Origin of the sequence: Collinsella sp. TF10-11AT (genome assembly GCF_003437565.1) — a bacterium.
Lineage (GTDB): Bacteria > Actinomycetota > Coriobacteriia > Coriobacteriales > Coriobacteriaceae > Collinsella.
Map to the genome: position 1 here is coordinate 1 of NZ_QSQW01000009.1, position 21,467 is coordinate 21,467.

At 58.5% G+C, this 21,467-nt stretch carries 24 protein-coding genes and 2 tRNA genes; 20 read left to right on the plus strand and 6 right to left on the minus strand.

Going from position 1 to position 21,467, the window contains the following annotated elements; all coding sequences use genetic code 11:
* Positions 1–226 precede the first annotated feature (226 nt).
* The 13 genes from DXC99_RS06935 (at position 227) to nrdD (ending at position 12,845) form a co-directional block, all read left to right on the plus strand.
* Positions 227–1,960, plus strand: coding sequence for a glycoside hydrolase family 13 protein (locus tag DXC99_RS06935; RefSeq protein WP_233503832.1), 1,734 nt, complete (start codon positions 227–229; stop codon positions 1,958–1,960).
* A 141-nt stretch (positions 1,961–2,101) separates the two neighbouring features.
* Positions 2,102–2,177: transfer RNA gene (locus DXC99_RS06940), tRNA-Gly, on the plus strand.
* A 3-nt stretch (positions 2,178–2,180) separates the two neighbouring features.
* A tRNA-Val gene (locus DXC99_RS06945) sits at positions 2,181–2,255 on the plus strand.
* A 284-nt stretch (positions 2,256–2,539) separates the two neighbouring features.
* A complete protein-coding gene (locus DXC99_RS06950; RefSeq protein ID WP_158551577.1) occupies positions 2,540–3,028 on the plus strand; it encodes a 4'-phosphopantetheinyl transferase superfamily protein in 489 nt (162 codons plus the stop codon).
* Positions 3,029–3,057: 29 nt separating this feature from the next.
* The gene (locus DXC99_RS06955; protein WP_117583870.1) at positions 3,058–3,675 is read left to right on the plus strand and encodes a TetR/AcrR family transcriptional regulator C-terminal domain-containing protein; all 618 of its coding nucleotides are present in this window, start codon (positions 3,058–3,060) and stop codon (positions 3,673–3,675) included.
* 322 nt (positions 3,676–3,997) lie between these two features.
* Positions 3,998–5,284, plus strand: a complete 1,287-nt coding sequence (locus tag DXC99_RS06960; RefSeq protein ID WP_233503833.1) for a thiolase family protein — start codon at positions 3,998–4,000, stop codon at positions 5,282–5,284.
* A 38-nt stretch (positions 5,285–5,322) separates the two neighbouring features.
* The gene (locus DXC99_RS06965; RefSeq protein ID WP_117583871.1) at positions 5,323–5,745 is read left to right on the plus strand and encodes a Zn-ribbon domain-containing OB-fold protein; all 423 of its coding nucleotides are present in this window, start codon (positions 5,323–5,325) and stop codon (positions 5,743–5,745) included.
* 104 nt (positions 5,746–5,849) lie between these two features.
* On the plus strand, positions 5,850–6,083 hold the full coding sequence (locus DXC99_RS06970; protein WP_055251381.1) for an acyl carrier protein: 234 nt from the start codon (positions 5,850–5,852) through the stop codon (positions 6,081–6,083).
* Positions 6,084–6,088: 5 nt separating this feature from the next.
* Complete coding sequence (locus DXC99_RS06975; protein WP_117629735.1) at positions 6,089–7,096, plus strand: phosphate acyltransferase; 1,008 nt, start codon at positions 6,089–6,091, stop codon at positions 7,094–7,096.
* A 3-nt stretch (positions 7,097–7,099) separates the two neighbouring features.
* Positions 7,100–8,212 carry a butyrate kinase gene (buk, locus tag DXC99_RS06980; RefSeq protein ID WP_117629736.1) on the plus strand — a complete coding sequence of 371 codons (1,113 nt, stop codon included), beginning with the start codon at positions 7,100–7,102 and terminating at the stop codon, positions 8,210–8,212.
* A gap of 74 nt (positions 8,213–8,286) precedes the next feature.
* Positions 8,287–9,486 carry an MFS transporter gene (locus DXC99_RS06985; RefSeq protein WP_117583874.1) on the plus strand — a complete coding sequence of 400 codons (1,200 nt, stop codon included), beginning with the start codon at positions 8,287–8,289 and terminating at the stop codon, positions 9,484–9,486.
* A 100-nt stretch (positions 9,487–9,586) separates the two neighbouring features.
* Positions 9,587–10,054 carry a hypothetical protein gene (locus DXC99_RS06990; RefSeq protein ID WP_117583875.1) on the plus strand — a complete coding sequence of 156 codons (468 nt, stop codon included), beginning with the start codon at positions 9,587–9,589 and terminating at the stop codon, positions 10,052–10,054.
* Between the two features lie 568 nt (positions 10,055–10,622).
* Complete coding sequence (gene nrdD / locus DXC99_RS06995) at positions 10,623–12,845, plus strand: anaerobic ribonucleoside-triphosphate reductase (RefSeq protein ID WP_117583876.1); 2,223 nt, start codon at positions 10,623–10,625, stop codon at positions 12,843–12,845.
* Between the two features lie 46 nt (positions 12,846–12,891).
* On the opposite strand, the gene DXC99_RS07000 is transcribed toward nrdD, so the two are convergent.
* Complete coding sequence (locus DXC99_RS07000) at positions 12,892–13,155, minus strand: hypothetical protein (protein ID WP_117583877.1); 264 nt, start codon at positions 13,153–13,155, stop codon at positions 12,892–12,894.
* A gap of 116 nt (positions 13,156–13,271) precedes the next feature.
* Between DXC99_RS07000 and nrdG the strand changes: the two genes are divergently transcribed.
* From nrdG to folB, 4 genes are all read left to right on the plus strand, one after another.
* Positions 13,272–13,853 (plus strand): anaerobic ribonucleoside-triphosphate reductase activating protein, encoded by a 582-nt coding sequence (gene nrdG, locus DXC99_RS07005; protein ID WP_117583878.1) that lies wholly within the window; start codon positions 13,272–13,274, stop codon positions 13,851–13,853.
* A gap of 66 nt (positions 13,854–13,919) precedes the next feature.
* Positions 13,920–14,477 (plus strand): GTP cyclohydrolase I FolE, encoded by a 558-nt coding sequence (gene folE / locus DXC99_RS07010; protein ID WP_117583879.1) that lies wholly within the window; start codon positions 13,920–13,922, stop codon positions 14,475–14,477.
* Position 14,478: 1 nt separating this feature from the next.
* Complete coding sequence (locus DXC99_RS07015; protein WP_171021502.1) at positions 14,479–15,060, plus strand: HD domain-containing protein; 582 nt, start codon at positions 14,479–14,481, stop codon at positions 15,058–15,060.
* A gap of 43 nt (positions 15,061–15,103) precedes the next feature.
* Positions 15,104–15,589 (plus strand): dihydroneopterin aldolase, encoded by a 486-nt coding sequence (gene folB, locus DXC99_RS07020; protein ID WP_117583880.1) that lies wholly within the window; start codon positions 15,104–15,106, stop codon positions 15,587–15,589.
* A gap of 6 nt (positions 15,590–15,595) precedes the next feature.
* Here folB and DXC99_RS07025 read toward each other — a convergent pair whose 3' ends face one another.
* Complete coding sequence (locus DXC99_RS07025; RefSeq protein ID WP_158551674.1) at positions 15,596–16,372, minus strand: M48 family metallopeptidase; 777 nt, start codon at positions 16,370–16,372, stop codon at positions 15,596–15,598.
* Between the two features lie 74 nt (positions 16,373–16,446).
* On the minus strand, positions 16,447–17,460 hold the full coding sequence (locus DXC99_RS07030) for a dipeptidase (protein WP_117583882.1): 1,014 nt from the start codon (positions 17,458–17,460) through the stop codon (positions 16,447–16,449).
* 120 nt (positions 17,461–17,580) lie between these two features.
* Here DXC99_RS07030 and DXC99_RS07035 point away from each other — a divergent pair, with 120 nt between their 5' ends.
* From DXC99_RS07035 to DXC99_RS07045, 3 genes are all read left to right on the plus strand, one after another.
* Entirely contained in the window at positions 17,581–18,009 is a 429-nt protein-coding gene (locus tag DXC99_RS07035) for a peptidylprolyl isomerase (protein ID WP_055286916.1), read from the plus strand.
* Positions 18,010–18,012: 3 nt separating this feature from the next.
* On the plus strand, positions 18,013–18,591 hold the full coding sequence (locus DXC99_RS07040) for an urease accessory protein UreE (protein WP_117629737.1): 579 nt from the start codon (positions 18,013–18,015) through the stop codon (positions 18,589–18,591).
* 83 nt (positions 18,592–18,674) lie between these two features.
* Positions 18,675–19,472 carry an HAD-IIB family hydrolase gene (locus DXC99_RS07045; RefSeq protein ID WP_158551675.1) on the plus strand — a complete coding sequence of 266 codons (798 nt, stop codon included), beginning with the start codon at positions 18,675–18,677 and terminating at the stop codon, positions 19,470–19,472.
* 15 nt (positions 19,473–19,487) lie between these two features.
* Here the strand turns inward: DXC99_RS07045 and DXC99_RS07050 are convergent, their stop codons facing one another.
* The 3 genes from DXC99_RS07050 to DXC99_RS07060 form a co-directional block, all read right to left on the minus strand.
* Positions 19,488–19,868 carry a Fur family transcriptional regulator gene (locus DXC99_RS07050; RefSeq protein ID WP_199408885.1) on the minus strand — a complete coding sequence of 127 codons (381 nt, stop codon included), beginning with the start codon at positions 19,866–19,868 and terminating at the stop codon, positions 19,488–19,490.
* 61 nt (positions 19,869–19,929) lie between these two features.
* Positions 19,930–20,340 (minus strand): acylphosphatase, encoded by a 411-nt coding sequence (locus DXC99_RS07055; RefSeq protein ID WP_117583885.1) that lies wholly within the window; start codon positions 20,338–20,340, stop codon positions 19,930–19,932.
* Positions 20,341–20,342: 2 nt separating this feature from the next.
* Positions 20,343–21,449 (minus strand): Gfo/Idh/MocA family protein, encoded by a 1,107-nt coding sequence (locus tag DXC99_RS07060; RefSeq protein WP_117583886.1) that lies wholly within the window; start codon positions 21,447–21,449, stop codon positions 20,343–20,345.
* Between the last annotated feature and the right edge of the window lie 18 nt (positions 21,450–21,467).

Here is a 21,467-nt window from a genome sequence, read left to right on the forward strand (position 1 = left end):
GCTCCTGTCGTTTCCGTGCCCCTGGATTGGGTCATAGTGTCTGTCGTGGCCGGGGAAGTGGGTCTTCCGTTCTTTTCACTAATCGATTGATTCGCTCCAGGAGGCTCGAGCCCGTGAGGGAGCGAGCGTTTGGGGCGTGGCTGTGGCGTTGTTTGCCGCGAATGTCCGCTTTGGGCGTATCATCGTGGGCATCTCGCAAAACCTCGTTGCAAGGGAGACTCATCCCATGGCTACAGAAAAGTCCTCGTCGCGCCCATGGATGTCCGATGCCGCGATCTATCAGATCTATCCGCGCTCGTTTAAGGATTCGACTGGTTCGGGTCTGGGCGATATCGCGGGCATTACCCAGCAGATGGACTATCTTGAGCAGCTGGGCATCGAGGCCATCTGGCTGAGCCCGTTTTACCCATCGCCTCTTGTCGATGGCGGCTATGATGTGGCGGACTACTGCGATGTCGACCCACGTCTCGGCTCGCTTGACGACTTCGATGACATGATCGCTGCGGCTCATGCGCACGGCATCAAGGTCATCGTCGACATCGTGCCCAACCATTCGTCCAACCAGCACCCCTGGTTCAAAGCCGCTCTTGCCGCCGGCCCCGGATCACCCGAGCGCGCCCGTTATATCTTCCGCGATGGTCGCGGCGAGCACGGCGAGCTGCCTCCCACCAATTGGAATGCCAACTTTGGCGGCCCCGCCTGGACGCGCGTCGCGGACGGTCAGTGGTATCTGCACATGTTTACGCCCGAGCAGCCGGACTTTGACTGGTCGTGTCCCGAGGTTCATGCGTTCTTTTGCGACGTCCTGGCGTTTTGGAGCGATCGAGGCGTCGATGGCTTTCGCATTGATGTGGCGCACGGTCTCGCCAAGGATCTCGACCGCGATGACCTCGACCGGTGGCATCTCGCCGAGGGCGATGACATGGTTGAGGACGGCACCCATCCGCTGTGGGACCGCAACGAGGTCCATGAGATCTATCGCGAGTGGCGCCGCGTGTTCGACCGTTATGATCCGCCGCGCAGCGCCGTTGCCGAGGCGTGGGTTCTGCCCGAGCGCCAGTATCTCTACGCACGCCCCAGCGAGCTTGGCCAGACATTCAACTTTGAGTTCGCCAAGGCCACTTGGACCTATGATGACATGCACGCTGCAATCGAGAAGGGCTTGAAGGCGGCTATCGAATCCAATTCTGCCTCGACCTGGGTACTCTCCAACCACGACGTGCCGCGCGTGGCGACACGCTATGCCCTGCCGCAAATCAAGGCGACGCGCTACCATCAGATTGCGCTCGACTGGCTCTTACGCGACGGGTCGTCTTATGACGAGGGCCGTGAACTCGGTGAGCGCCGCGCGCGGGCGGCCCTTTTGCTTGAGCTGGCGCTTCCGGGCTCGGCATACGTGTATCAGGGTGAGGAGCTCGGCCTTTTTGAGGTGGCCGATATCCCGTGGGCCGCACTCGAAGATCCTACTGCGACCAATACGCACGGACCGAAGCGCGAGAAGGGGCGCGACGGCTGCCGTGTGCCCCTGCCGTGGGTGGCAGCGGACGATCCCGTGCAGGGCGGATCGTTTGGGTTTTCACCGGCGGACGCCGATGCGGCGCCCCATCTGCCGCAGCCTGCATGGTTTTCCGATTACGCTGCCGATAGGGAAGAAGCGGACCCGACATCGATGCTTGCGCTCTATCGTGACGCCCTCTGGCTGCGGCGCAAGCTGCGCGGGCGCGCCAACGATCTTAAGTGGCTCGATCTTGACGGGCGCACCGGCCTTGCGGATGGTGCCGAGGGCGCTGAGGGCGGCGTCATCGCCTATCGCCGTGACAACGGCTGGGCGTGTGTGACGAACTTCGGTGCAGCACCCGTGGAGCTGCCGGCGGGCAGGGTCCTGCTCACCTCATCACCGCTTGCAGACGGCAAGCTCGCGCAGGACAGTTCTGCCTGGATCATGCTCGCTGAGTTGTAGGGGCCTCTTGCGGCGAGTTTGCGTTTGCCTGCGCTTTCCGTGGTGGCTGATGTCTTCGCGAGGTTCGCGAGGGTGTCGCAAAACTTTTCAAAAAAAGTTCTTGCATTTGGGTGGATTATCCCGTATATTAAATCCTCGCAGGCGGACATGGCTCAGTTGGTAGAGCACAACCTTGCCAAGGTTGGGGTCGCGGGTTCGAGCCCCGTTGTCCGCTCCATTTGGGCGTTTAGCTCAGGGGGAGAGCGCTTCCCTGACACGGAAGAGGTCAGAAGTTCAAATCTTCTAACGCCCACCAAATGTTCGCAGCTCAGAGGCTTAGCCTCTGAGCTGTTTTGTTTTGGTCGCCAAATCGCCGGCAAAAGGTACCTCGCTTCATGAAAGAGCGGTTCTGAACGTCAGTTTAGCCTTGTCATCTCAATCGAGTGGGGGTTGACCATTTTGAACATAACCGTGCATCTCGTTGACGTTTCTGCGATCGATCCCGGCGAGACCGTTGATATGGCATCAATCGCGGGACGTTATGCCTCGCGTGCCTCCAATGGAGATCTCCCCATTGCGTCTCGGAGGGAAGCTGCGGGCGTGGGTCTGCTGCTTCGCGACGCCCTGGGTGTCTTCGACGACACCCAGCTTGCGCGCTCTGCTTTCGGCAAGATCGAGCTTGCGGATGGGGAGGCCCCCTCTATTTCCATTTCACATGGCGGAAGCGTGGCCGTCCTCGCTGTTTCCGATGTTGCTCGGTCGGTCGGAGGACCTATTGGCGTGGATATCGAGGCGGTCGATGAGATTGTACCTATTGCGGTTGAGCGTATGGCGAGCTCAAGGGAACGGGCCTGGATTGACGCTGCGGCAGATTCGCAGGAACGCGCCTTTCGGCTGTGTCGGGTTTGGACGCGTATCGAAGCCGTCCTGAAGGCGGAGGGGTCCGGCTTTTCAATCGATCCCCGCAAAGACGGGTTGCCGAGCGGATGGTTTACTTCCTCGGTGGTGTTTGGCCAGTGTGTCATCTCTTGTGCAGCGCGTTCTATGCCCCATATCGCCATTGAGGAGCATGCCTTTCGGGTAGCATAGTAGCCAATCGCCAACAGGGGAGGCCTTCTATGTCACTGAACGCTAAAAACGATATTGCTTCGCGGATCGAAGGCGCCGTCTTTGAACTTATGGCGACAACGCCTGTGCAATCGATTAAGGTCACCGACGTACTCCGTCTTGCCCATACATCAAAATCAACCTTCTATCGTTGCTACCGCTCTGTCGATGATGTGGTCAAGCGCTTTGAAGATGAGCTGCTCCAGAACATGCAAGACATTAACGACGTTGCCCTTGAGGCTCGTTTTGGTGATGCGCAGCTTGATCCCACGCCCACGATGATCAAGCGCATGGAAATCCTCAAGGCCAATCGCTCGAAAGTCCTGGCGCTTAACAGCGATAACGGTGATCCCGTGTTTGCACACAAGGCAACGATCTTCATGCATGACTATTTTCGCGATCGTTTGCGGTCGACGTTTTCGGATGAGACGGACCTCGATCTGTATCTTGCTTTTGCGCTTGCGGGCCACCATAACCTCATCCAGTATTGGCTCGAAGTCCGGCCTGACCTTGAGGCACGAACCGTTGCCGCCGCGCTCAATCGCATGTTCTACGCACCGCTCTTTGTCGACGATACCTCGCGCCATTGGCACCCACGTATCCCCGATTTTGAAAAGCCACTCGGGTGAGCGGCTGTTTTTTAGGGATGAACGGTTGCGCATGCAGCGAACTCAAAGTGCTCCAACCCTATGAATCGGTTTTAAGCACGGTCATTTATCTGCTATTTGGAACGAAATTAAGCTATGCGTACCAAATGATGGGACATATAACGGCTTTTTGTCCCACAACACCAAATAAACCCCTCATAAACTAAAGCTACGTTCAAAAGAACCACTGCAGTAGTTCAACGTGTGACGGCACAGAAAAGCCGCGAGCGCTCTCTCACCTTCGCTCGCGGCCGGACTGCGCCATCACTCCGTACACCCTCACATGATTAGGATGTGATATTCAGTGGTTACGCTCGGAAAGAACATGCGCAGCGTCTCGATTGTAGGCGTAGGCTGCACCCCGTTCAAGGATTTTGAGGAGCATCCCGAGACCCAGGGCATTGGCGAGGGCGAGGCGTTTGGCTATGCTGCCCTCGAGGCAATTGCCGATGCCGGTCTTGAGCCCCGCGATATCGACTTTTTCTACCACGGCAGCGCCAATCCGTATCTTGTTGGCGATTGCATTACCCCCAACATGCAGGTTGCCGATTGGTTTGGCGTTCGCGCCAAGGGTTCCGTCCATCATTCCGAGGCTTGCTGCACGGGCTACGTCGCCCTTGAGCAGGCCGTGATGGCAGTCGCCTCCGGTGCCTACGATGTCGTCCTTACGGGTGCCTGCGATTTGGCTTCGACCCTTCCCGTTGAGCACATGCCCTCGCATATTCGCCAGGACTTTACGCTTGACGTCATGATTCCCTCGCTCGATAAGATCTATGACCGCGCGTATGGTCGCCCGCTCGATGGTGCCTTTGGCGTGTCGTTCGACAACTGGATCAACGAGTATTCGATGCAGTACGACCTTACTGCCGATCAGATCGATGACGCCCTGAACGGCCTTACCAAGAGCCTTCGCCGCGGTGCCGTCCTGAATCCCCTTGCCTGGTACGAGACCACGGTCGAGGAGGATGCGAAGGCGGCTGGGTTCGATACCGCCGACGAGTATCTCAAGAGCATGTACAACCCGCGCGTTACGCAGTACCTGCGCGTTACCGGCTTTGAGAAGAAATGCGACGGTGCCGCCGCTGTTGTCGTGATGCCCACGGAGAAGGCCAAGGCCATGGGTGTCCCGTATGCACCTATCGAGGTTCTGGGCACGGGCGCCTCTGCCGTCGAAGCCGGCCTGCTTCACAACGAGCACTGGGCTACCGAGCTTGCTGCCAAGCAGGTCTACGACCTTACCGGCGTGAGCCCCGATGAGATCGACCTGTTTATGTGCAATGACTTCTTCCTGGCTTCCGAGATCGTCTCGGCCGAGGAGTGCGGCTATATTCCGCGCGGCGAGGCTTGGAAGTATGCGATCGATGGCCGCACCGCTTTTGACGGCGATAAGCCCATCAACCCGCACGGTGGCCGTTGCAACTTCGGCCACGCTCATGGCGCATCCGGTATCGCCGATATCGTCGAGGCCGTCAAGCAGATGCGCGGCGTCGCCGGTGCAACCCAGATGAAGAAGATTCCTGAGACGGCCTTCCTGCGCGGTTTTGGCGGTTCTCAGAATGTGCGCTGCCAGATTCTTCGTACCGTCGCCTAAGCGACCGCGGTTTTCGATTTCCCATAAGGAGTATTCTCATGCAACTCAAAGATATGGAGCCCGTGGTCAAGAAGTTCTACACGGGTCTTGAAGAGGGCATCTATTGGGCACGTCAGTGCCCCGAGTGCGGAGCCGTCGAGTTTCCGCCTCACCTTGCCTGCAATGCCTGCGGCTACCACAAGACCGATTGGGTCCAGGTTTCCGGTCACGGCCATCTGATCGATTTTACCCTGCCTGGTCCGCAGAACGACAAGCCCTACCTCAAGGAGTATGGCAAGTACGCCTACGGCGCCGTCGATATTGACGAGGGTTCTCAGTACACCTACGTCATCTACGGCATTACCAAGAAGAAGGCCCCCGAGATCCGCGCCAAGCTCATGGCGGGCGAGACCGTTGGTGTCCATGCCAAGGTCATCGATCGACCGGGTTACAAAGAGCTCACGTTTGAGCTTGACGACTAGGTTTTCACCCTTTTAACAATTCGATTCCTCTCTTAGGCCACGGCGGGACCCGTGTCTCCAGCCCGCCGTGGCCGCCCCTCTTTTTATCTTAGAAAGGCACCATCATGAACGAAGAACTCACTCAGCAGATCTGCGATTTTGCCAAGTCCGCTTACAACTACGATGGCGATGTGACCCCCGAGACGACGTTTGAGACCCTGGGCAAGGGCTCGATGAAGATGATCGCCCTGACCTCCATGATCGAGAACGAGCTCGATGCCGAGGTCCCCGTTCGCGAGGTCATGGTCATGAAGACCATCGGCGAGCTTATCGAGCGCACTGCCGAAGAGATGGAGTAGCTGCCATGGACCTGATGCAGACCCTGCGCGAGCAGGCTGCCGCCAAGCCTATGCGCGTTGCTTTTCCCGAGGGCGAAAACGAGACCATGATGCAGGCGGTCGCAAAGATCGCCGCCGAGCATCTTGCCGAATGTGTGCTGGTCGGCGACGGCGGTAAGCTCAAGGAGCTTGCCGATGAGCGCGGCATCTCCCTTGACGGCATCGAGATTGTCGATGTGACCGACGAGGAGGCGAACGCTGCCTGCTGCGAGCGCTACCTTTCGCATCCGAATTGCAAGTTTAAGCCCAAGGGCGCCGCGCGCCGTATGGCGCGTCCGCTTGAGCGCGCCCTGATTTTGCAGGTGCTCGGCGATGTCGACGTAATGTTCGCCGGCATTGATAACGCCACGGGCGATATTATCCTGGCGGGTCAGACCATCGTCGGCCTTGCCGACGGGGTGGACACCGTGAGCTCGTGCGGTATCGCCGACATTCCCAACTGGAACGGCGGCGAAGGTGGCCTTTTGGCTTTTGGCGATTCCGCCGTTTGCGTCGACCCTACGAGCGAGGAACTTGCCTCGATCGCGATTTCGTCGAGCGAAACGGTGCGCTCGCTGACCGGATGGGATATCCGTTGCGCGCTGCTTTCGCATTCGACTGACGGCTCGATGGATAACGAACTCGTCGACAAAGTACGCCGCGCTCGCGAGATTGCCAACGATCGCCGTCCCGACCTTGCCATCGACGGCGAGTTCCAGTTTGACTCGGCGATTAACCCCAAGGTTGCGGCCAAGAAGGTACGTCGTGAGTCCGCTGTTGCGGGACAGGCCAACGTGGTCATCTGGCCTGATATCAACGTGGGCAATATCGGCGTCAAGATCATCCAGAACCTGACCGGCGCCAATGCTTACGGCCCCATGCTTCAGGGCTTCAAGAAGATCGTGTGCGATTGCTCGCGCTCTGCGCCCGTCGACGAGATCGTCGGCAACGTGGTGATGAGCTGCGTGCGCGCCCAGGCGCTTAAGGAGGCTTAAGATATGTCCGATAAAAAGACTCCCTGGCGCATCCTGGTAATCAACCCGGGTTCCACTTCCACGAAGGTGGGCGTTTTTGAGGGTGATGAGTGCAAGCTCAGCAAGAACGTTGCGCACGATGCGAAGGACCTCGCCCAGTTCGATGGGGTTTCGGCTCAGATGCCGTATCGCTGCGATCTGATTCTTGGAGCACTGGGGGAGGCGGGCCTGAAGCTCGAGGACTTTGATGCATTTGTCGGTCGCGGCGGCGGCTTGCTTTCGTTGCCCGGCGGCACGTATGCCATCAATGAGGTCATGCTCGAGCATGCCCGCATCGGTGCGAACGGCATTCAGCACCCGGCGCAGCTTGGCCCCCAGATTGCCCATGAGTTCGCTTCAAAGACGGGCAAGCCCTCTTTTGTGGTGAATCCTCCCGATACCGATGAGCTGTGCGACCTCGCACGTATGACGGGCATTAAGGGCGTGTATCGAAACGTGCACCTGCACGCCCTTAATCTTAAAGAGACCGCCATTCGTCACGCGGCAAAGCTCGGTCGCGCATATGACGAGTGTAACTTTATTGTTTGTCATATCGGCGGTGGCATTTCGATTTCCGCTCACCTTAAGGGCAAGATGGTCGACGGCAACGACATCGTCGGCGGCGAGGGCCCCATGGCGCCGACGCGCTGTGGCTCGGTCCCCGCAATCGAGGTCGCGAAGTATACGGCGGAACATGGTCTCGACGTTGCCCGCGCCCATTGCATGAAGACCGGTGGCTTCGTTGACCTTTTGGGTACGTCCGATGCCATCGAGGTGTGTGAACGTGCCGCTGCGGGCGATAAGGCTGCAGCACGCGCTTGGGATGCAATGGTTTACCAAATCTGCAAGTGGATTGGCGAGATGGCCTGCGTGCTGAAGGGCGACGTCGACGGCATCTTGCTCGGAGGCGGCATGGTCCACAGCAAGGAGCTCGTTGCCTCGATTGAGGAATGCTGCTCTTGGATCGCTCCCGTATCGGCTTATCCCGGCGAGTTTGAGCTCGAGGCGATGGCGTCTGGCGCCTGCCGCGTGCTCGATGGTGTCGAGGAAGCGCTCGTGTACAGCGGAGAACCCGTGTTCACCGGATTCAACGACTAATAGTGCTGTGTTTGGGGCGGCCGCTGGTGATGTCTGGCCGCTCCGACCCTTTTCTTTAAGTGTAAGGATGGATCATGGATAAAACCAAGATCAAGTACCTGGTGGGCATTTACGCAGCCGCCATGTGCATCATGGGCATGCTCGTGCCCGTTCCCATCGTGGCCTCTGTTGCGGCCGCGTTTCCCAACGAGAACATCGCTGCCGTTCAGATGATTATCGGCATCATCCCGTTGATGATGGCGTTGTCCGCCATGCTCGTCTCTTCACAGCTTGCCTCTCGCGTGTCCAAGAAGAAGACGACGCTCGTCGGTCACATTATCGTGATGCTGGCAGGCGCCTCGGTGCTGGTGTTCCACGACTCGCTCGGCCAAGTCTTAGCGGCTTCTGCTGTCATGGGCCTTGGTCTCGGTGCCGTGCAGAATTCAACGGACGCTCTTATCGCGGATTACTTTGGCGGAAAGCAGCGCTCGTTTGTCATGGGCATCTACTCCACTTTTGTTGCACTGGGCGGCATTATCTGGACGATGGTTTCCGGCATCTTGGGTTCTGCCGAGTGGTTCCACAGCTATGCGGCGTACTTCATCATGATCATTTTCATCGTAATCGAGGCTGTTTGCCTTCCTGAGGGTCATCTTGAGCCCAAGCGCGAGGTCAACGTGTTTGCCAATATGCCTAAAGAGGTCGCGATTATCACGCTCATGAGCTTTGTGTTCGTACTTACGTTCCAGCTCTTTAGCTCCAATGTCTCGCTGCTTGTCGTGGGCCGTGGCTTTGGCGGTACCGTGGAGGCCGGTCTTGCCTCTACCGTTATGACCGTTGCCGGTATTGCGGCTGGTCTTTTGGTCGGTCCGCTGTTTGCCAAGTTTAAGAACCTGGCTATGCCGATCGCGTGGGGCGTGACGCTCGTCGGCCTGGGCCTGACGCTGGTTGCGCCCGCCTTTATGGTGCTGTGCGTTGCGGGTTTTGTCGTTGCGCTGGGCAAGGAGACCTACGTGCCGCTGGAGGGCAATTTTGCCGCCGGCAACTCTGCCCCCGAGGGACGTGCGTTTAACCTCGCCATTGGCATGGCAGGTATCAACTTTGGCATGGCATTGTCTCCCATTGTGTTTGAGGCCGTGACGTCGCCGTTTGGTGCAACGATTGACCAGAAGTTCATCGCCGGCATGATCGTCTGTGCGGCTTGTGTCGTCTTTGGCGCCATTAAGTATCGCAAGCTCACCCCGGCCCAGCTTGCCGAGGCCGAGAAGATGGCGGCCGGCGGCGAGGCGGAGTAGCCGCTCGAGTAGTTGCTTTGCCGCACATCATGTTTTATCGGGGCCGCCGACATATGCCGGCGGCCCTCTTTCTATCAATGACTTTGAAAGGCTTACGGCTATGAAGTTACCTGTCAGGCGCGTTATCGGTATTCTCAACGGCTTCTTTAACCCGCTATTGCTCTGCGCGTTTCTCCCCATCATTGAAGGGGCGCCTGGCTTGGATCTGACGGGCCCCACGGGCTTTTGGGGACAACTCATCGTGGCCACGGTGATCGCCGAGGTTCTGAGCGCACTCCCGCTGTTTGGCAAAACGGTTGGTATGTGCCTGGACTTTTTTGGTTTTGAGCAGGGGAGTGCATCACACAAGATCGCCGGTACGGTCATCGGTGCCACGCTCCTTTTTATGGTGATCGGTTTTGGCGAGATTGCCTTCCAAGGAGGATTCGGAACGATTGAAGGCCGTACGTTCTTCGCGCGTTGGGCCGGCCTCGTCACAAAGGGATGGGCCTTTGTGGTTATCGCCGGCGTGCTGCTCGATCCCTTTACAGCGGCTCTCGGCCGCATGATGGTTCGCGAAGAGAGGTAATAGATCCTCGCCTATCGAATGCCGGCGGACGGGGCGCCGGGGCTGTAGTCTTCCGAGCGTTTACAGTCCTGTCGCTCCGTCCGCCGGCATTCGACCGCAACATGTTGGTCAAGCATAATCTTTTGGATTCTTTTGGCGTGAGCGGCTTGGTTTTGGTAGGATTTGTCAGCGGCGCGGTTGAGGGGGTTTCAAAACTGCCGTGCAGGTAGTCGAGCTGATAACGTTTTAGCACTCTGCCAAGAGCCCTTCATTTTTAATGCGTTTGCAAAATGACTAATTGCTTTGACCTGCTGAAACACTATATGTTGTGTTTGACCTAAAAAAAGAATACAGGATATAGATGCCTCTTTGTCGTATGATAGATGGCGGACAGAGAACGAAGACCTTAACTGCCTCTTTTGAACGTGTCCTTGAGCCGCTTGATCGGCTTCTGGGAATGTCCGCATGGAGGCTTATGGTTTATCGAGAACACAGATTGCGCGACGGCGCCGCAAGACAGGGACAGGCCCTGCCGGGCATCGTTTGGCTCTGAAGCGCAATGAGGCTACGATGCGAAAGAGGCAAGAGGATGAAGATCATCAAGCGCAGCGGCACCGAGGTTGTCTTTGACATCGATAAGATCGTCAATGCCATCCGCGCCGCCAACTTGGAGGTCGAGGAGAGCTCTCGTCTAACCGACCGCCAGGTGGTTTACGCGGCACAAAACGTCGCCGAGGCATGCGAGAACGCGGGCCACACCGTTTCGGTCGAGGAGATCCAGGATTTGGTCGAGGACGAGATCATGCGTCTCGACTGCTACGAGGTTGCTCGCCACTACATCATCTATCGCTATGTTCAGAGCCTGAAGCGCCAGAAGAACACGACCGACGACAAGATTCTGTCGCTGATCGAGTGCAATAACGAAGAGGTCAAGCAGGAGAACTCTAACAAGAACCCGACCGTCAATTCCGTCCAGCGTGACTATATGGCCGGCGAGATTTCCAAGGACCTGACTCAGCGTGTGCTGCTGCCCCAGGAGATCGTGGATGCCCACAATGAGGGCCTGATCCACTTCCACGATTCTGACTACTTTGCCCAGCACATGCATAACTGCGACCTGGTGAACCTGGAGGACATGCTCCAGAACGGCACCGTTATCTCGGGCACGCTGATCGAGAAGCCGCACAGCTTCTCGACTGCCTGCAACATCGCGACGCAGATTATCGCCCAGGTTGCTTCCTCCCAGTACGGCGGCCAGTCTATTTCGCTGACCCATCTTGCCCCGTTTGTTGAGGTGAGCCGTCAAAAGATTCGCGGCGAGGTTGCCCGCGAGCTCGAGGAGCTCGGTGTTTCGGCATCTGCCGAAAAGGTCCGTGAGGTCGTTGAGGACCGTCTGCGCGATGAGATCCGTCGCGGCGTCCAGACGATTCAGTATCAGGTCGTGACCCTTATGACCACCAATGGCCAGGCGCCGTTCGTGACGGTCTTTATGTATCTCAATGAGGCCCGTACGCCCCAGGAGAAGCACGACCTTGCCATGATCGTGGAGGAGACGCTTCGTCAACGCTATGAGGGCGTTAAGAACGAAGCCGGTGTGTGGATTACCCCGGCATTCCCCAAGCTTATCTATGTACTCGAGGACGATAACGTTCACGAGAATTCTCCGTACTTCTACCTGACCCAGCTGGCTGCCAAGTGCACCGCCAAGCGCATGGTGCCCGATTACATCTCCGAGAAGAAGATGCGCGAGCTCAAGCTGTCGAAGGGCGAGACCGCCGGCAACGGCGATTGCTACACCTGCATGGGTTGTCGCAGTTTCCTGACGCCCGACCGCTCGGGCAACGGCTTTAACAATGTTGCCAACGCGCTGAACTATGACCCGACCAAACCTAAGTACTATGGCCGCTTTAACCAGGGTGTTGTGACCATCAACCTGCCCGATGTCGCGCTGAGCTCGCATCAGGACATGGACAAGTTCTGGAAAATCTTCGACGAGCGCCTCGAGCTGTGCCACCGCGCCCTGCTGTGCCGTCATGAGCGCCTGATGGGCACGCTTTCGGATGCCGCGCCGATTCTTTGGCAGTATGGTGCCCTAGCGCGTCTGAAGAAGGGCGAGACGATCGATAAGTTGCTCGTGGGCGGATACTCTACCATCAGCCTTGGCTATGCCGGCCTGTATGAGTGCGTCAAGTACATGACGGGCCACAGCCACACCGAGAAGGAAGGCACGCCGTTTGCCATGGCCGTCATGCAGCGCATGAACGACAAGTGCGCGGAGTGGAAGGCCGAAAGCGATATCGATTTCTCGCTGTACGGTACGCCGTTGGAGTCGACGACCTACAAGTTCGCCAAGTGCCTGCAGCGTCGTTTTGGCATCATCCCGGGCGTGACGGACAAGGGCTACATCACCAACAGCTACCACGTCCACGTGTCCGAGGAGATCGACGCATTCGACAAGCTCAAGTTCGAGGGTATGTTCCAGCAACTTTCGCCGGGCGGTGCCATCTCCTACGTCGAGGTTCCCAACATGCAGGACAACCTCAAGGCTGTCATCCGCGTGATGCAGTACATCTACGACAACATCATGTACGCCGAGCTCAACACCAAGAGCGATTACTGCCAGGTGTGCGGCTACGACGGTGAGATCAAGATTGTCGAGGATGACGGCAAGCTGGTGTGGGAGTGCCCCAATTGCGGCAACCGCGATCAGGAGAAGATGAACGTCGCTCGTCGTACGTGCGGCTACATCGGTACCCAATTCTGGAACCAGGGCCGAACCGAGGAGATCCGCGACCGCGTGCTGCATCTCTAATAACCATCCCAGGCTGCCCCGTAGCGAGGCCCCGGACCTTTACTCGCTATTTCGGACAGTCCTGGCTCACGACGGAGGCGCCACTGGCGCCTCCTGTTCGTGCGGAACTCATATCGAGCAAAGGTCCGGGGCCTCGCTGCGGGACAGCCAAGGTGATGTAGCTGAGATGCGGCATGCGGTCTGCTCGCTCCTCGAAGTTCTTAGCGGAAATGAGTTGAGCTGCAATGACGATCTGCTTGCAATGGCGGCTGAGCTGCAGCTGAGTATTTATTGGACCTCGAACCCTATACTCGATGTTCGCTTCGTTCATTGAGTTACCCTTTGCATGAGGCCGGGACATATCGTCCCGCCCGCAGTTTCGCAGGCCGAAGGCCGAGAATGTTTGAGGACGGGATGATATGTCCCGGCCTCCCGGGAGAGTTACCTATGAACTACGCGAACATTAAGTATTTCGACATTGCTGATGGGGAAGGCGTTCGTACTTCTCTGTTTGTGAGCGGGTGCCGTCGTGGGTGCAAGAACTGCTTTAACTCTGTCGCGTGGGACTTTGCTGCGGGCGAGCTGTTCGATCGTGCCGTCGAGGACAAGATTATCGAGAGCCTCGACCATCCCTTTATTGACGGCCTGACGATTCTGGGCGGCGAGCCTATGGAACCTGAGAATCAGGCGGGGCTCGTTGAGTTTGTCGAGCGTGTTCGTGCCGCTTATCCTGCGGGGTCAGGAAAGACCATTTGGTGTTTTACTGGCGACGTGCTCGAGGAACTTATGCCGGGCGGTCGTCACCATACCGAAGTCACGGACCGTATCCTTGCCTGCCTCGATATGTTGGTGGACGGCCCGTTTGTTCAGGATCTGTACGATATCTCATTGCGTTTTAGGGGCTCGAGTAACCAGCGCGTGATCGATATGAACGCCACGCGCGACCGTGCTGAGCGCGAGGGCGTTGCGCTTTGTGATGCGGTTGAACTTTGGCGTGATGATCCGGTCTATTCGACCCATACTATGTAGCTTGTGGTCGATGCCGAAGGGCGTGGTACCATAGCGCGAACGTGAAATCGGAAAAGTGAGGCCCAGATGGTCGATCAGGAAAAAGTCGAGGCCGCCATTAAGCTGTTGCTTGAGGGCATAGGCGAGGACCCAACTCGTGAGGGCCTGCTGGAGACCCCGGCGCGCGTTGCCCGTATGTATGGCGAGATCGCCGGCGGTATGGAGCAGAGTGCCGAGGAGCACCTGTCCAAAACCTTTGCCGTCGCTTCGAACGATTTGGTTATCGAGCGCGACATCACGTTTTACTCGCTGTGCGAGCATCATCTGCTGCCGTTTTATGGCAAGGCTGCGATCGGCTATATCCCTAACGGTCGCGTGGCGGGTCTGTCTAAGCTCGCTCGCACGGTTGAGGTCTATGCCCGTCGTCTGCAGCTGCAGGAGCAGCTGTGTGCGCAGGTTGCCGACGCCCTCATGGATTATCTCGCTCCCCAGGGAGCGATTGTGCTCATGGAGGCTGAGCATATGTGCATGACCATGCGCGGCGTGCAAAAGCCCGGCACCAAGACCGTGACGCTCGCTCGCCGCGGCGTCTTTGAGACCGATCCCGCGCTCGAGGAGCGGTTCTTTAGGATGCTGGGCCGTTAACATGAGGGTCGTCAACGACTTTACATCGAAGACCGATGAGGGGACGTCGCGTCGCGGCTTTATGGCTTCGGGCCTGGCCCCTTTTGGTGCTATGCCTCGCATTGATTACATTTGTGCCAACGGGCTGTTCCGGCGGCACCTGGGTAACATTGCGCAGTTGGAATCGGGACGCATTTTCTGCCGCCACGGTATTGACCATCTGCTCGATGTCGCTCGCATTATGTGGATCAAGAATCTCGAGGAACAGCTCGAATTTGACCGCGAGGTCATCTACGCCACGGCACTTCTTCACGATATCGGCAAAGATGAACAGTACGAATCGGGTATATCCCATGATGTTGCAAGCGAACGCGTCGCTGATGCGATTCTCGGCGGCATGCCCGATGATGTGGCGTTTGAGCCGGCCGATGCCGCAGCCATTAAGACGGCCATTTTGGGCCATCGAAAGCTGCGCGTGAACAGCCAACCGCTTGAGCGTCTGCTCTATGCAGCCGACAAAGCGTCGCGCGCCTGCTTTGCATGCCCCGCGCGCAATGCTTGCAACTGGAGCGATGATAAAAAGAACCTGTCGATTCGCGTGTAGTTAGTTTGCGCGGTCGGGGTTCTAAACGAAGGAGACGATCGCGATGAGTAACAAGAAGCTGCCCGAGAGTGCAACCAAGACTGAAGGCGCCGAGCTCGCCCGCCGTGGAAGGGGCGAAATATCCACCGCAACGGCGGTGCCCCACGTGAGCTATGACGACTTGCGCCATGCCGACCGTATTGTCATTGACGGCCTAGAGGTTTTTGCCAACCATGGCGTGTATCCCGAGGAGAACGCGCTGGGTCAGAAGTTCATCGTGTCCTTGGTGCTCTATGCCGACCTGCGCGCAGCGGGGGAGCACGATGACTTGGACGCCTCGATTGACTACGGCTCGGTGTGCCACGATGTCGATGGCTATCTGCGCGAGCATACGTTTAAACTCATCGAGGCGGCAGCCGAGGGGACGGCCCAGATGCTGCTGCGCCGTTATCCCTCGCTGCTTGGTGTGCGCATAAAGCTCGATAAGCCGTGGGCTCCTGTTGGCCTGCCCCTGGCAAGCTGCGGTGTCGAGATCGAGCGCGTGCGCTAACCGGTTCTAATACGTCTCTACGGGAGGCTGCTTGAGCCGCTGCGACAGAGCTCTATTGTTGGGGCAGTACGTGTCGAGCAGGGCGTGAAACCGCTGATTGTGGCTTGGCTCGAGCAAGTGGACGAGCTCGTGGGCGACAACCATGTCGAGGCATTCGACGGGGTAGGCGGCGAGCTCGCGCCCGATGCGAATGGCGCCGGATTTGGGCGTGCATGAGCCCCAACGCGTTTTCATGCTGCGTACGGAAATGCGGGAAACGGTGACGCCCATTGCGATTTCGTACGCGTGCACGATGTCGCGTAGCGCTGCGGTGACCTCGGATGCATAGAGTTGGTCGATGCGGGTCTGGAGTTCTTTGGGCGTTAGGCCGTCAAGGGCTGTGCGCTGCTTTGCCTGCGTGCGCCCACTTGGCTCATCGGTACCCATAAAACTTGCGAAGGTGGCCTGTTTGGGTCGCGATGCGGGTGATGCAAAGTTGTGATCGAGTGCATCCTGTACCGTAATGGGCTTGCCCCAAAGTGCAATGATGGACGAGGGACTGAGCGGCTCTCGCGCCGTCGCCTGACGCTGCTCACGCTGGGCAAGTCGGCTGATAATCCAGGCGCTGTTGCGCTTAACAAACGCTTCGATACGCTCGCGGCTGGCGCCGAGCGGTGCGCTGGCGTGGACCTCGCCGCTCGATGTGACGCGTAGGTTGAAGTTCTTGACGCGCTTTTTGGTAACGACGACAGGGATGGGCGTCCCATCCGGTCGGGATACGGAAATCGTAAACTGCTGCGTCAAAAGCGGTCCTTCAGATTGGGGACGGGCCGGCATGTCGACCGTTCGGCATGCCGGCCCGCTCAAGGGATGTGAAATTAATAGCGCTCGAAGAAGGCAAGCGCGTTGTCGCTGCAGAGCTTTTGCATCACGGTCTTGCCAAAGTGCTTGGAGAGCATGTTCTGGAACTCGGGCATCATGCTGGCATCGGAGAGGAAAGCGGGCACAGTGGCGCCGTCCCAGTCGCCGCCGAGCGCGATGACGTCCTCGCCGCCCAGGTCGAGCCAGTGCTCGATATGTGCCGCTAGCTGGTCGAAGGTGACGTCTGCGGCGGTCTTGTCGGTTGCGTCGTTGGAAAGGAACTCGCTGCAGTAGTTGAGGCCGACGATACCGCCCATGTCGCGAATGGTGCGGAACTGGTCGTCGGTGAGGTTGCGCTTGACGCCGCAAACCGCACGGGAGTTGGAGTGGCTGGCGACGAAGGGACGCGTGGCGTGGGCGACAACCTCGTCAAAGCACTCATCGTTGAGGTGGGAGACGTCAAGCACCATGCCGGCGTGCTCCATCTGCGTAAGTGCCTCGATGCCGGCGGCGGTGAGGTCGGCGTGGGTATCGTGTCCGCTTGCGAGCGGCCCCTGCGCGTTCCAGCTGAGTGACGACATGAGTACGCCCAAGCTCTTGAGCACCTCGATCAGCGCGGGGTCCTCGGCAAAGAACGTGGCGTTTTCGATGGTGTGGATGCAAGCGACCTTGCCGTCCTTGAGCGCGGGGCGGATGTCTGCGGCGCTGCGCACGTTGACCATACTGTCGTGGTTGAGCATTGCCTGGCCGCTCATATGCGCCATGATCTGCGCCTGGAAGCGCGCGGCGTGGGCGGTGGGAATCTCGTCGGGGACAAACGTGGCGAAGCACTGTGCCCATGGCGTGTTGCCGATCTTTGCGAGCGAGATGGCGCAGGCGTTACCCTCGATGAGGTCGAAATCCTGCGGATGCGTTTCGTCGCCGGGGAAATAACCGTCGGTACCGGCGGTAAAGCGCAGGTCGAGATCGAGTGTGGCCCAGCCGATGCGGTCGGCGGTGTCGCAGTGTAGGTCAAATACGGGATATGCCATGGTTCCTCCGGTTGCAGCGTTTCTTTGCAAACTGTCTTTGAATTGTATGACTAGGGTATAGTTAGCGCCATATGTTCATGGCGGTCCGCGTTGTGCGCCGCCCTTATCACGGAGGTTACCATGTCCAACCAGGGCAAGAAGGTCAAGACCCATTATCGCGGCACGCTCGACGACGGCACGCAGTTCGATAGCTCCTACGATCGCGGCGAGCCGCTGGAGTTCACCTGCGGCGCCGGTCAGATGATCAAGGGCTTCGACGCCGCTGTTGTCGACATGCAGGTGGGCGAGAAGAAGACCGTGCACATTCCTGCTGCCGATGCCTACGGCGAGCACAATCCCGAGATGGTTATTACCTTCCCGGCCGAACAGGTTCCCAACATCGAGCAGATCGAGAAGGGCATGAAGCTTTTCCTGTCCACGCCGAGCGGTATGCCCGTCCCCGCCGTGGTCATCGACGTAACGCCCGAGGCCGTGACGCTCGACGCCAACCACGAGCTGGCCGGCAAGGACCTCAACTTTGATATCGAGCTCGTCGAGGTCGAGGGTTAGAGTATGCCTGAACGCTTGGTTTCGACGACATGCTTGGGAAATCTCAACGATCCGTCCTATGAACTCCTGCTTCGCCGGAAGTTGGGCGGCGTCTTTGAAGTTGACGAGCTGCTGCTCGATTGGGACCAGGCTGATGTATGCGCGCTTGTGGGCGTGACGGAGCTGGGGCGCACGGTCGATGTTCGGCTGGATACTGCCGACGGCGGTCGTCTTGCCGACGGTGACGTGCTCGCTATCGACCATACGGGTGCGGTGCCCGTGGTGGTTGTCGTACGTCTGCGCGGCGCCGAGGTTTATTTGGTCGAAGTTGACCGCATGGACCCGATTGCGCTCGCGCATGCGTGCTGGGAGATCGGCAATATGCATACGCCGCTTTTCCGAGGCGATTCGGACGAGCATACCGTGCGCATGTATACGCCGGTGCAGCCTGTTTTGGGCCGCATGCTCCGGGGCGTCGAGGGCGTTCGGCTCTCGGTGGTTACCCGTGAACTCGATTCGGACCGGCGCTTTGCGTCGAATGCGGCGGATGCCGTTGTGAGTATGGCTCCAGACTTTACGATCGTAAAGAAGGCGCGCGGTTAACGTGCGTATAAGTAAGACGGACTTTGAGAGGCAACTATTCAAAGTCCGTCTTTCTGTTGATGAGATGCTGTGGGGGAAAGCATATGGGTCTTGAAGGAATCAAGCTGATTGCATGCGATTTGGACGGCACGTTGCTGCATCCGGGGGAGCGCGAGCCGCGTTCCGAGGCCTTTGAGCTCATCGATGAGCTGCATCGTCGCGGTATCGTGTTTATGCCGGCGAGCGGCCGTCAATATGCGAGCTTGCGCTATCTGTTTGCCCCGGTGGCCGATGAGCTCGCCTATGTATGCGAAAACGGAGCTCTGGTGATGAGCGAGGGACGCGCCGTTGTCAAGCGTTCCATGGAGCGTAGCCTTGCTATGGATATCGCGAATGCCGTGATTGCATATCCCCATGCCGACGTGACCCTTTCGTGTGAGGGGCACCTCTACACCATGAGCGGCAACGATGCGTTCGTCGATCATTTGCGCTATGAGGTCCACTGCGATGTGGCGGTGGTCGACCGTCCCGAGGACATCGAAGAGGACGTCATTAAGATTGCCTTCCAGACGCCCGAGGTGAATCAGCCGGCGGCGCTGGAGTATTTTGAGCGCCACTTTAGCGATCGAGTCGATGTCATGACATCGGGAACCGAATGGACGGACTTTATCGGCTTTGATTCGGGTAAGGGTTCCGCGCTTGCCGATTACGGTCGTGCCCTGGGTATTTCGCCCGATGAGATGATGGCGTTTGGCGATAACGAGAACGACCGCGACATGCTCAACGTAGTGGGCCATCCTTATCTAATGGAGAGCTGCAATCCCTCTATGCGTGGCATCAACGACCGCGTCCGCTATGTGTACACGGTCGAAGAAGAACTGCGTCGCCTGCTTGCCGAGTAGGCATGTCCCAAACATCTACCGGCAGTCGGGGCAGAGACCCTCGAAGATGGTGTAGTGCGACGTGACGTGCCAGCCGATTTGCTCGGATGCCTTGGCGTCGAGCTGGGCATCGAAGGGGAGTGGTATGTCGATGACGCGGCTGCACGAGGTGCAGATGATATGCGCATGCGGCTCGATCGTGCGATCGAAGCGGCTGCCGCCCGGCGTCTTGATGGAGAGAATCTCGCCGGCGTCGGCCAAGAGATTGAGGTTGCGGTAGACCGTGCCGCGGCTGATTTTGTCATCCTGCGCGCGCACGACGTTGTAGATTTCGTCGGCGGTGGGATGGTTATAGCTTTGGCGCACGGCGTCAAGAACCAGCTTTCGCTGCCTGGTATTCCTTCTTTGCACCGCCATGCGCCTCGCCTCTTTTCTATCAACGGTCGTAGGTAAATGATACCGTATTTAGCACACAATACTAATAACGAGGCGTGAAACCGTCTTCATTGGCAAGTGGGGCTCGGGCCTGGGCGTCTACGAGGCGAAAACGCGTTCCCATACGCTCGTAGGAGGCATGAAGCGCCTCGAGATGAGATAGGATATTTGCCGGAGCCCCCTGTATCTCCATCTCGACTGAGCCGTCTTCCATGTTACGCACCCAGCCGGTGAGCGCGCGTGCCTGCGCGAGGTTGGTGTTGGTAAAGCGAAAGCCAACGCCCTGGACTTGCCCCGCCCAGCGCAGGAAATAGCGCAGGGGAGTGTCTTGAGTGGCCTCGTCGCTTGCGAGCACAGTAAGCCTGCGGCGCAGCTCGAGCTCGACGTTTGATGGTTTTTGAGGCTCTCGACTGCCGCCGGTGACGCTGGAGAAGAACGTATCGAAGAGGCCCATAGCTATGCCTGCTTGCCTGCGTCGGCCGGGAAGGTTATGCCGGCCTGCTGGCGCACGGCATCCATGATGCGCAGTGAGACGAGTGTGACATCGCGGTAGTGGCCAAGCTCGTGGCGTCCCGCCGGGGTCTCCCAAATCTCTTCCTTAACGTTATCGATGCCGCCGATGGCGGTGATAAAGTCTGTGAGTTCGTATTCCATAGTGTTGCTCGATTTGGGCAGGTCGAGCACGCGGCCGTTGTCTCCCTGTTCGCGCGGTGCCTCGGTCGCCGAGCCGCGTACGACGTCGCCGCGATAGTCGATGCGGACGTTGCGGGGCGTGGACAGATGGTCGATCTGGATAGTGCCACGCTCGCCTTCGATCTGCGAGGGCAGCAGGTCATTCGTAATTTTGGAGTGCGCGAGCTCGACGGAGATACGGCCGCCGCCGTAGCTGGCGAGGATGGAACCGCAGCCATCGATGGGGCCGTGCGTGAGCCGTCGCGTGGTGGGATCGAGCAGAGTGGTCATGCTCGTAAGGCCGGAGGGCATGCCAAAGATCTCGACCATGGGCTCGACGGTATAGACGCCAATGTCCATGAGGGAACCCGATGCCATATTGCAGTCGAAGATATTGGTGGCGCGTCCCGCGAGAATCTCGTTGTAGCGCGAGGAATATTTGCCAAAGCGCAATGAGGCGCGGCGGATGGGGGCGATCTCGCCCAGGGCGTCCTCGATGGCGTGGAAGGCGGGATCGTGGAGGGGACGCATGGCCTCGAGGGCCACGACACCTGCTGCCTCGGCAGCGCGGAAGACTTCCAGCGCCTGCGCTTCGGTGGCGCAGAAGGGCTTCTCGACGATGACGTGCTTGCCACCGGCGATGCAGGCAAGGGCCTGCTCGTAGTGAAGTGCGTTGGGGCTGCCGATATAGACGGCGTCGACGTCGGCGGCTGCCGCAAGCTCATCGAGTGAGATAAAGTTTCGCTCGCCATCGCGCTCGGCGGTAAAGGCAGCACCGCGATTGGCATCGCGTGAAAGCGTGCCCACAAACGCGGCTTGGTCGTTGGCGTTGACGACTTGGATAAAGTCGTCGGTGATCATGGATGTGCCGATGGTCGCGATGCGCAGCATACGTCCCCCTTGCGTTGT

Excerpts from the sequence above, each read along its gene's own strand:
- folE (WP_117583879.1), top strand. The coding sequence starts at position 13,920 with ATGGTCGATCAGGAAAAAGTCGAGGCCGCCATTAAGCTGTTGCTTGAG.
- DXC99_RS07055 (WP_117583885.1), bottom strand. The coding sequence starts at position 20,340 with ATGGGCCTCTTCGATACGTTCTTCTCCAGCGTCACCGGCGGCAGTCGA.
- DXC99_RS06955 (WP_117583870.1), top strand. The coding sequence starts at position 3,058 with ATGTCACTGAACGCTAAAAACGATATTGCTTCGCGGATCGAAGGCGCC.
- folB (WP_117583880.1), top strand. The coding sequence starts at position 15,104 with ATGAGTAACAAGAAGCTGCCCGAGAGTGCAACCAAGACTGAAGGCGCC.
- DXC99_RS06970 (WP_055251381.1), top strand. The coding sequence starts at position 5,850 with ATGAACGAAGAACTCACTCAGCAGATCTGCGATTTTGCCAAGTCCGCT.
- nrdD (WP_117583876.1), top strand. The coding sequence starts at position 10,623 with ATGAAGATCATCAAGCGCAGCGGCACCGAGGTTGTCTTTGACATCGAT.
- DXC99_RS07015 (WP_171021502.1), top strand. The coding sequence starts at position 14,479 with ATGAGGGTCGTCAACGACTTTACATCGAAGACCGATGAGGGGACGTCG.
- nrdG (WP_117583878.1), top strand. The coding sequence starts at position 13,272 with ATGAACTACGCGAACATTAAGTATTTCGACATTGCTGATGGGGAAGGC.
- DXC99_RS07035 (WP_055286916.1), top strand. The coding sequence starts at position 17,581 with ATGTCCAACCAGGGCAAGAAGGTCAAGACCCATTATCGCGGCACGCTC.
- DXC99_RS06935 (WP_233503832.1), top strand. The coding sequence starts at position 227 with ATGGCTACAGAAAAGTCCTCGTCGCGCCCATGGATGTCCGATGCCGCG.
- DXC99_RS07030 (WP_117583882.1), bottom strand. The coding sequence starts at position 17,460 with ATGGCATATCCCGTATTTGACCTACACTGCGACACCGCCGACCGCATC.
- DXC99_RS06990 (WP_117583875.1), top strand. The coding sequence starts at position 9,587 with ATGAAGTTACCTGTCAGGCGCGTTATCGGTATTCTCAACGGCTTCTTT.
- DXC99_RS07050 (WP_199408885.1), bottom strand. The coding sequence starts at position 19,868 with ATGGCGGTGCAAAGAAGGAATACCAGGCAGCGAAAGCTGGTTCTTGAC.
- DXC99_RS07060 (WP_117583886.1), bottom strand. The coding sequence starts at position 21,449 with ATGCTGCGCATCGCGACCATCGGCACATCCATGATCACCGACGACTTT.
- DXC99_RS06985 (WP_117583874.1), top strand. The coding sequence starts at position 8,287 with ATGGATAAAACCAAGATCAAGTACCTGGTGGGCATTTACGCAGCCGCC.
- DXC99_RS07040 (WP_117629737.1), top strand. The coding sequence starts at position 18,013 with ATGCCTGAACGCTTGGTTTCGACGACATGCTTGGGAAATCTCAACGAT.
- DXC99_RS07000 (WP_117583877.1), bottom strand. The coding sequence starts at position 13,155 with ATGAACGAAGCGAACATCGAGTATAGGGTTCGAGGTCCAATAAATACT.
- DXC99_RS06965 (WP_117583871.1), top strand. The coding sequence starts at position 5,323 with ATGCAACTCAAAGATATGGAGCCCGTGGTCAAGAAGTTCTACACGGGT.
- DXC99_RS06975 (WP_117629735.1), top strand. The coding sequence starts at position 6,089 with ATGGACCTGATGCAGACCCTGCGCGAGCAGGCTGCCGCCAAGCCTATG.
- buk (WP_117629736.1), top strand. The coding sequence starts at position 7,100 with ATGTCCGATAAAAAGACTCCCTGGCGCATCCTGGTAATCAACCCGGGT.
- DXC99_RS07045 (WP_158551675.1), top strand. The coding sequence starts at position 18,675 with ATGGGTCTTGAAGGAATCAAGCTGATTGCATGCGATTTGGACGGCACG.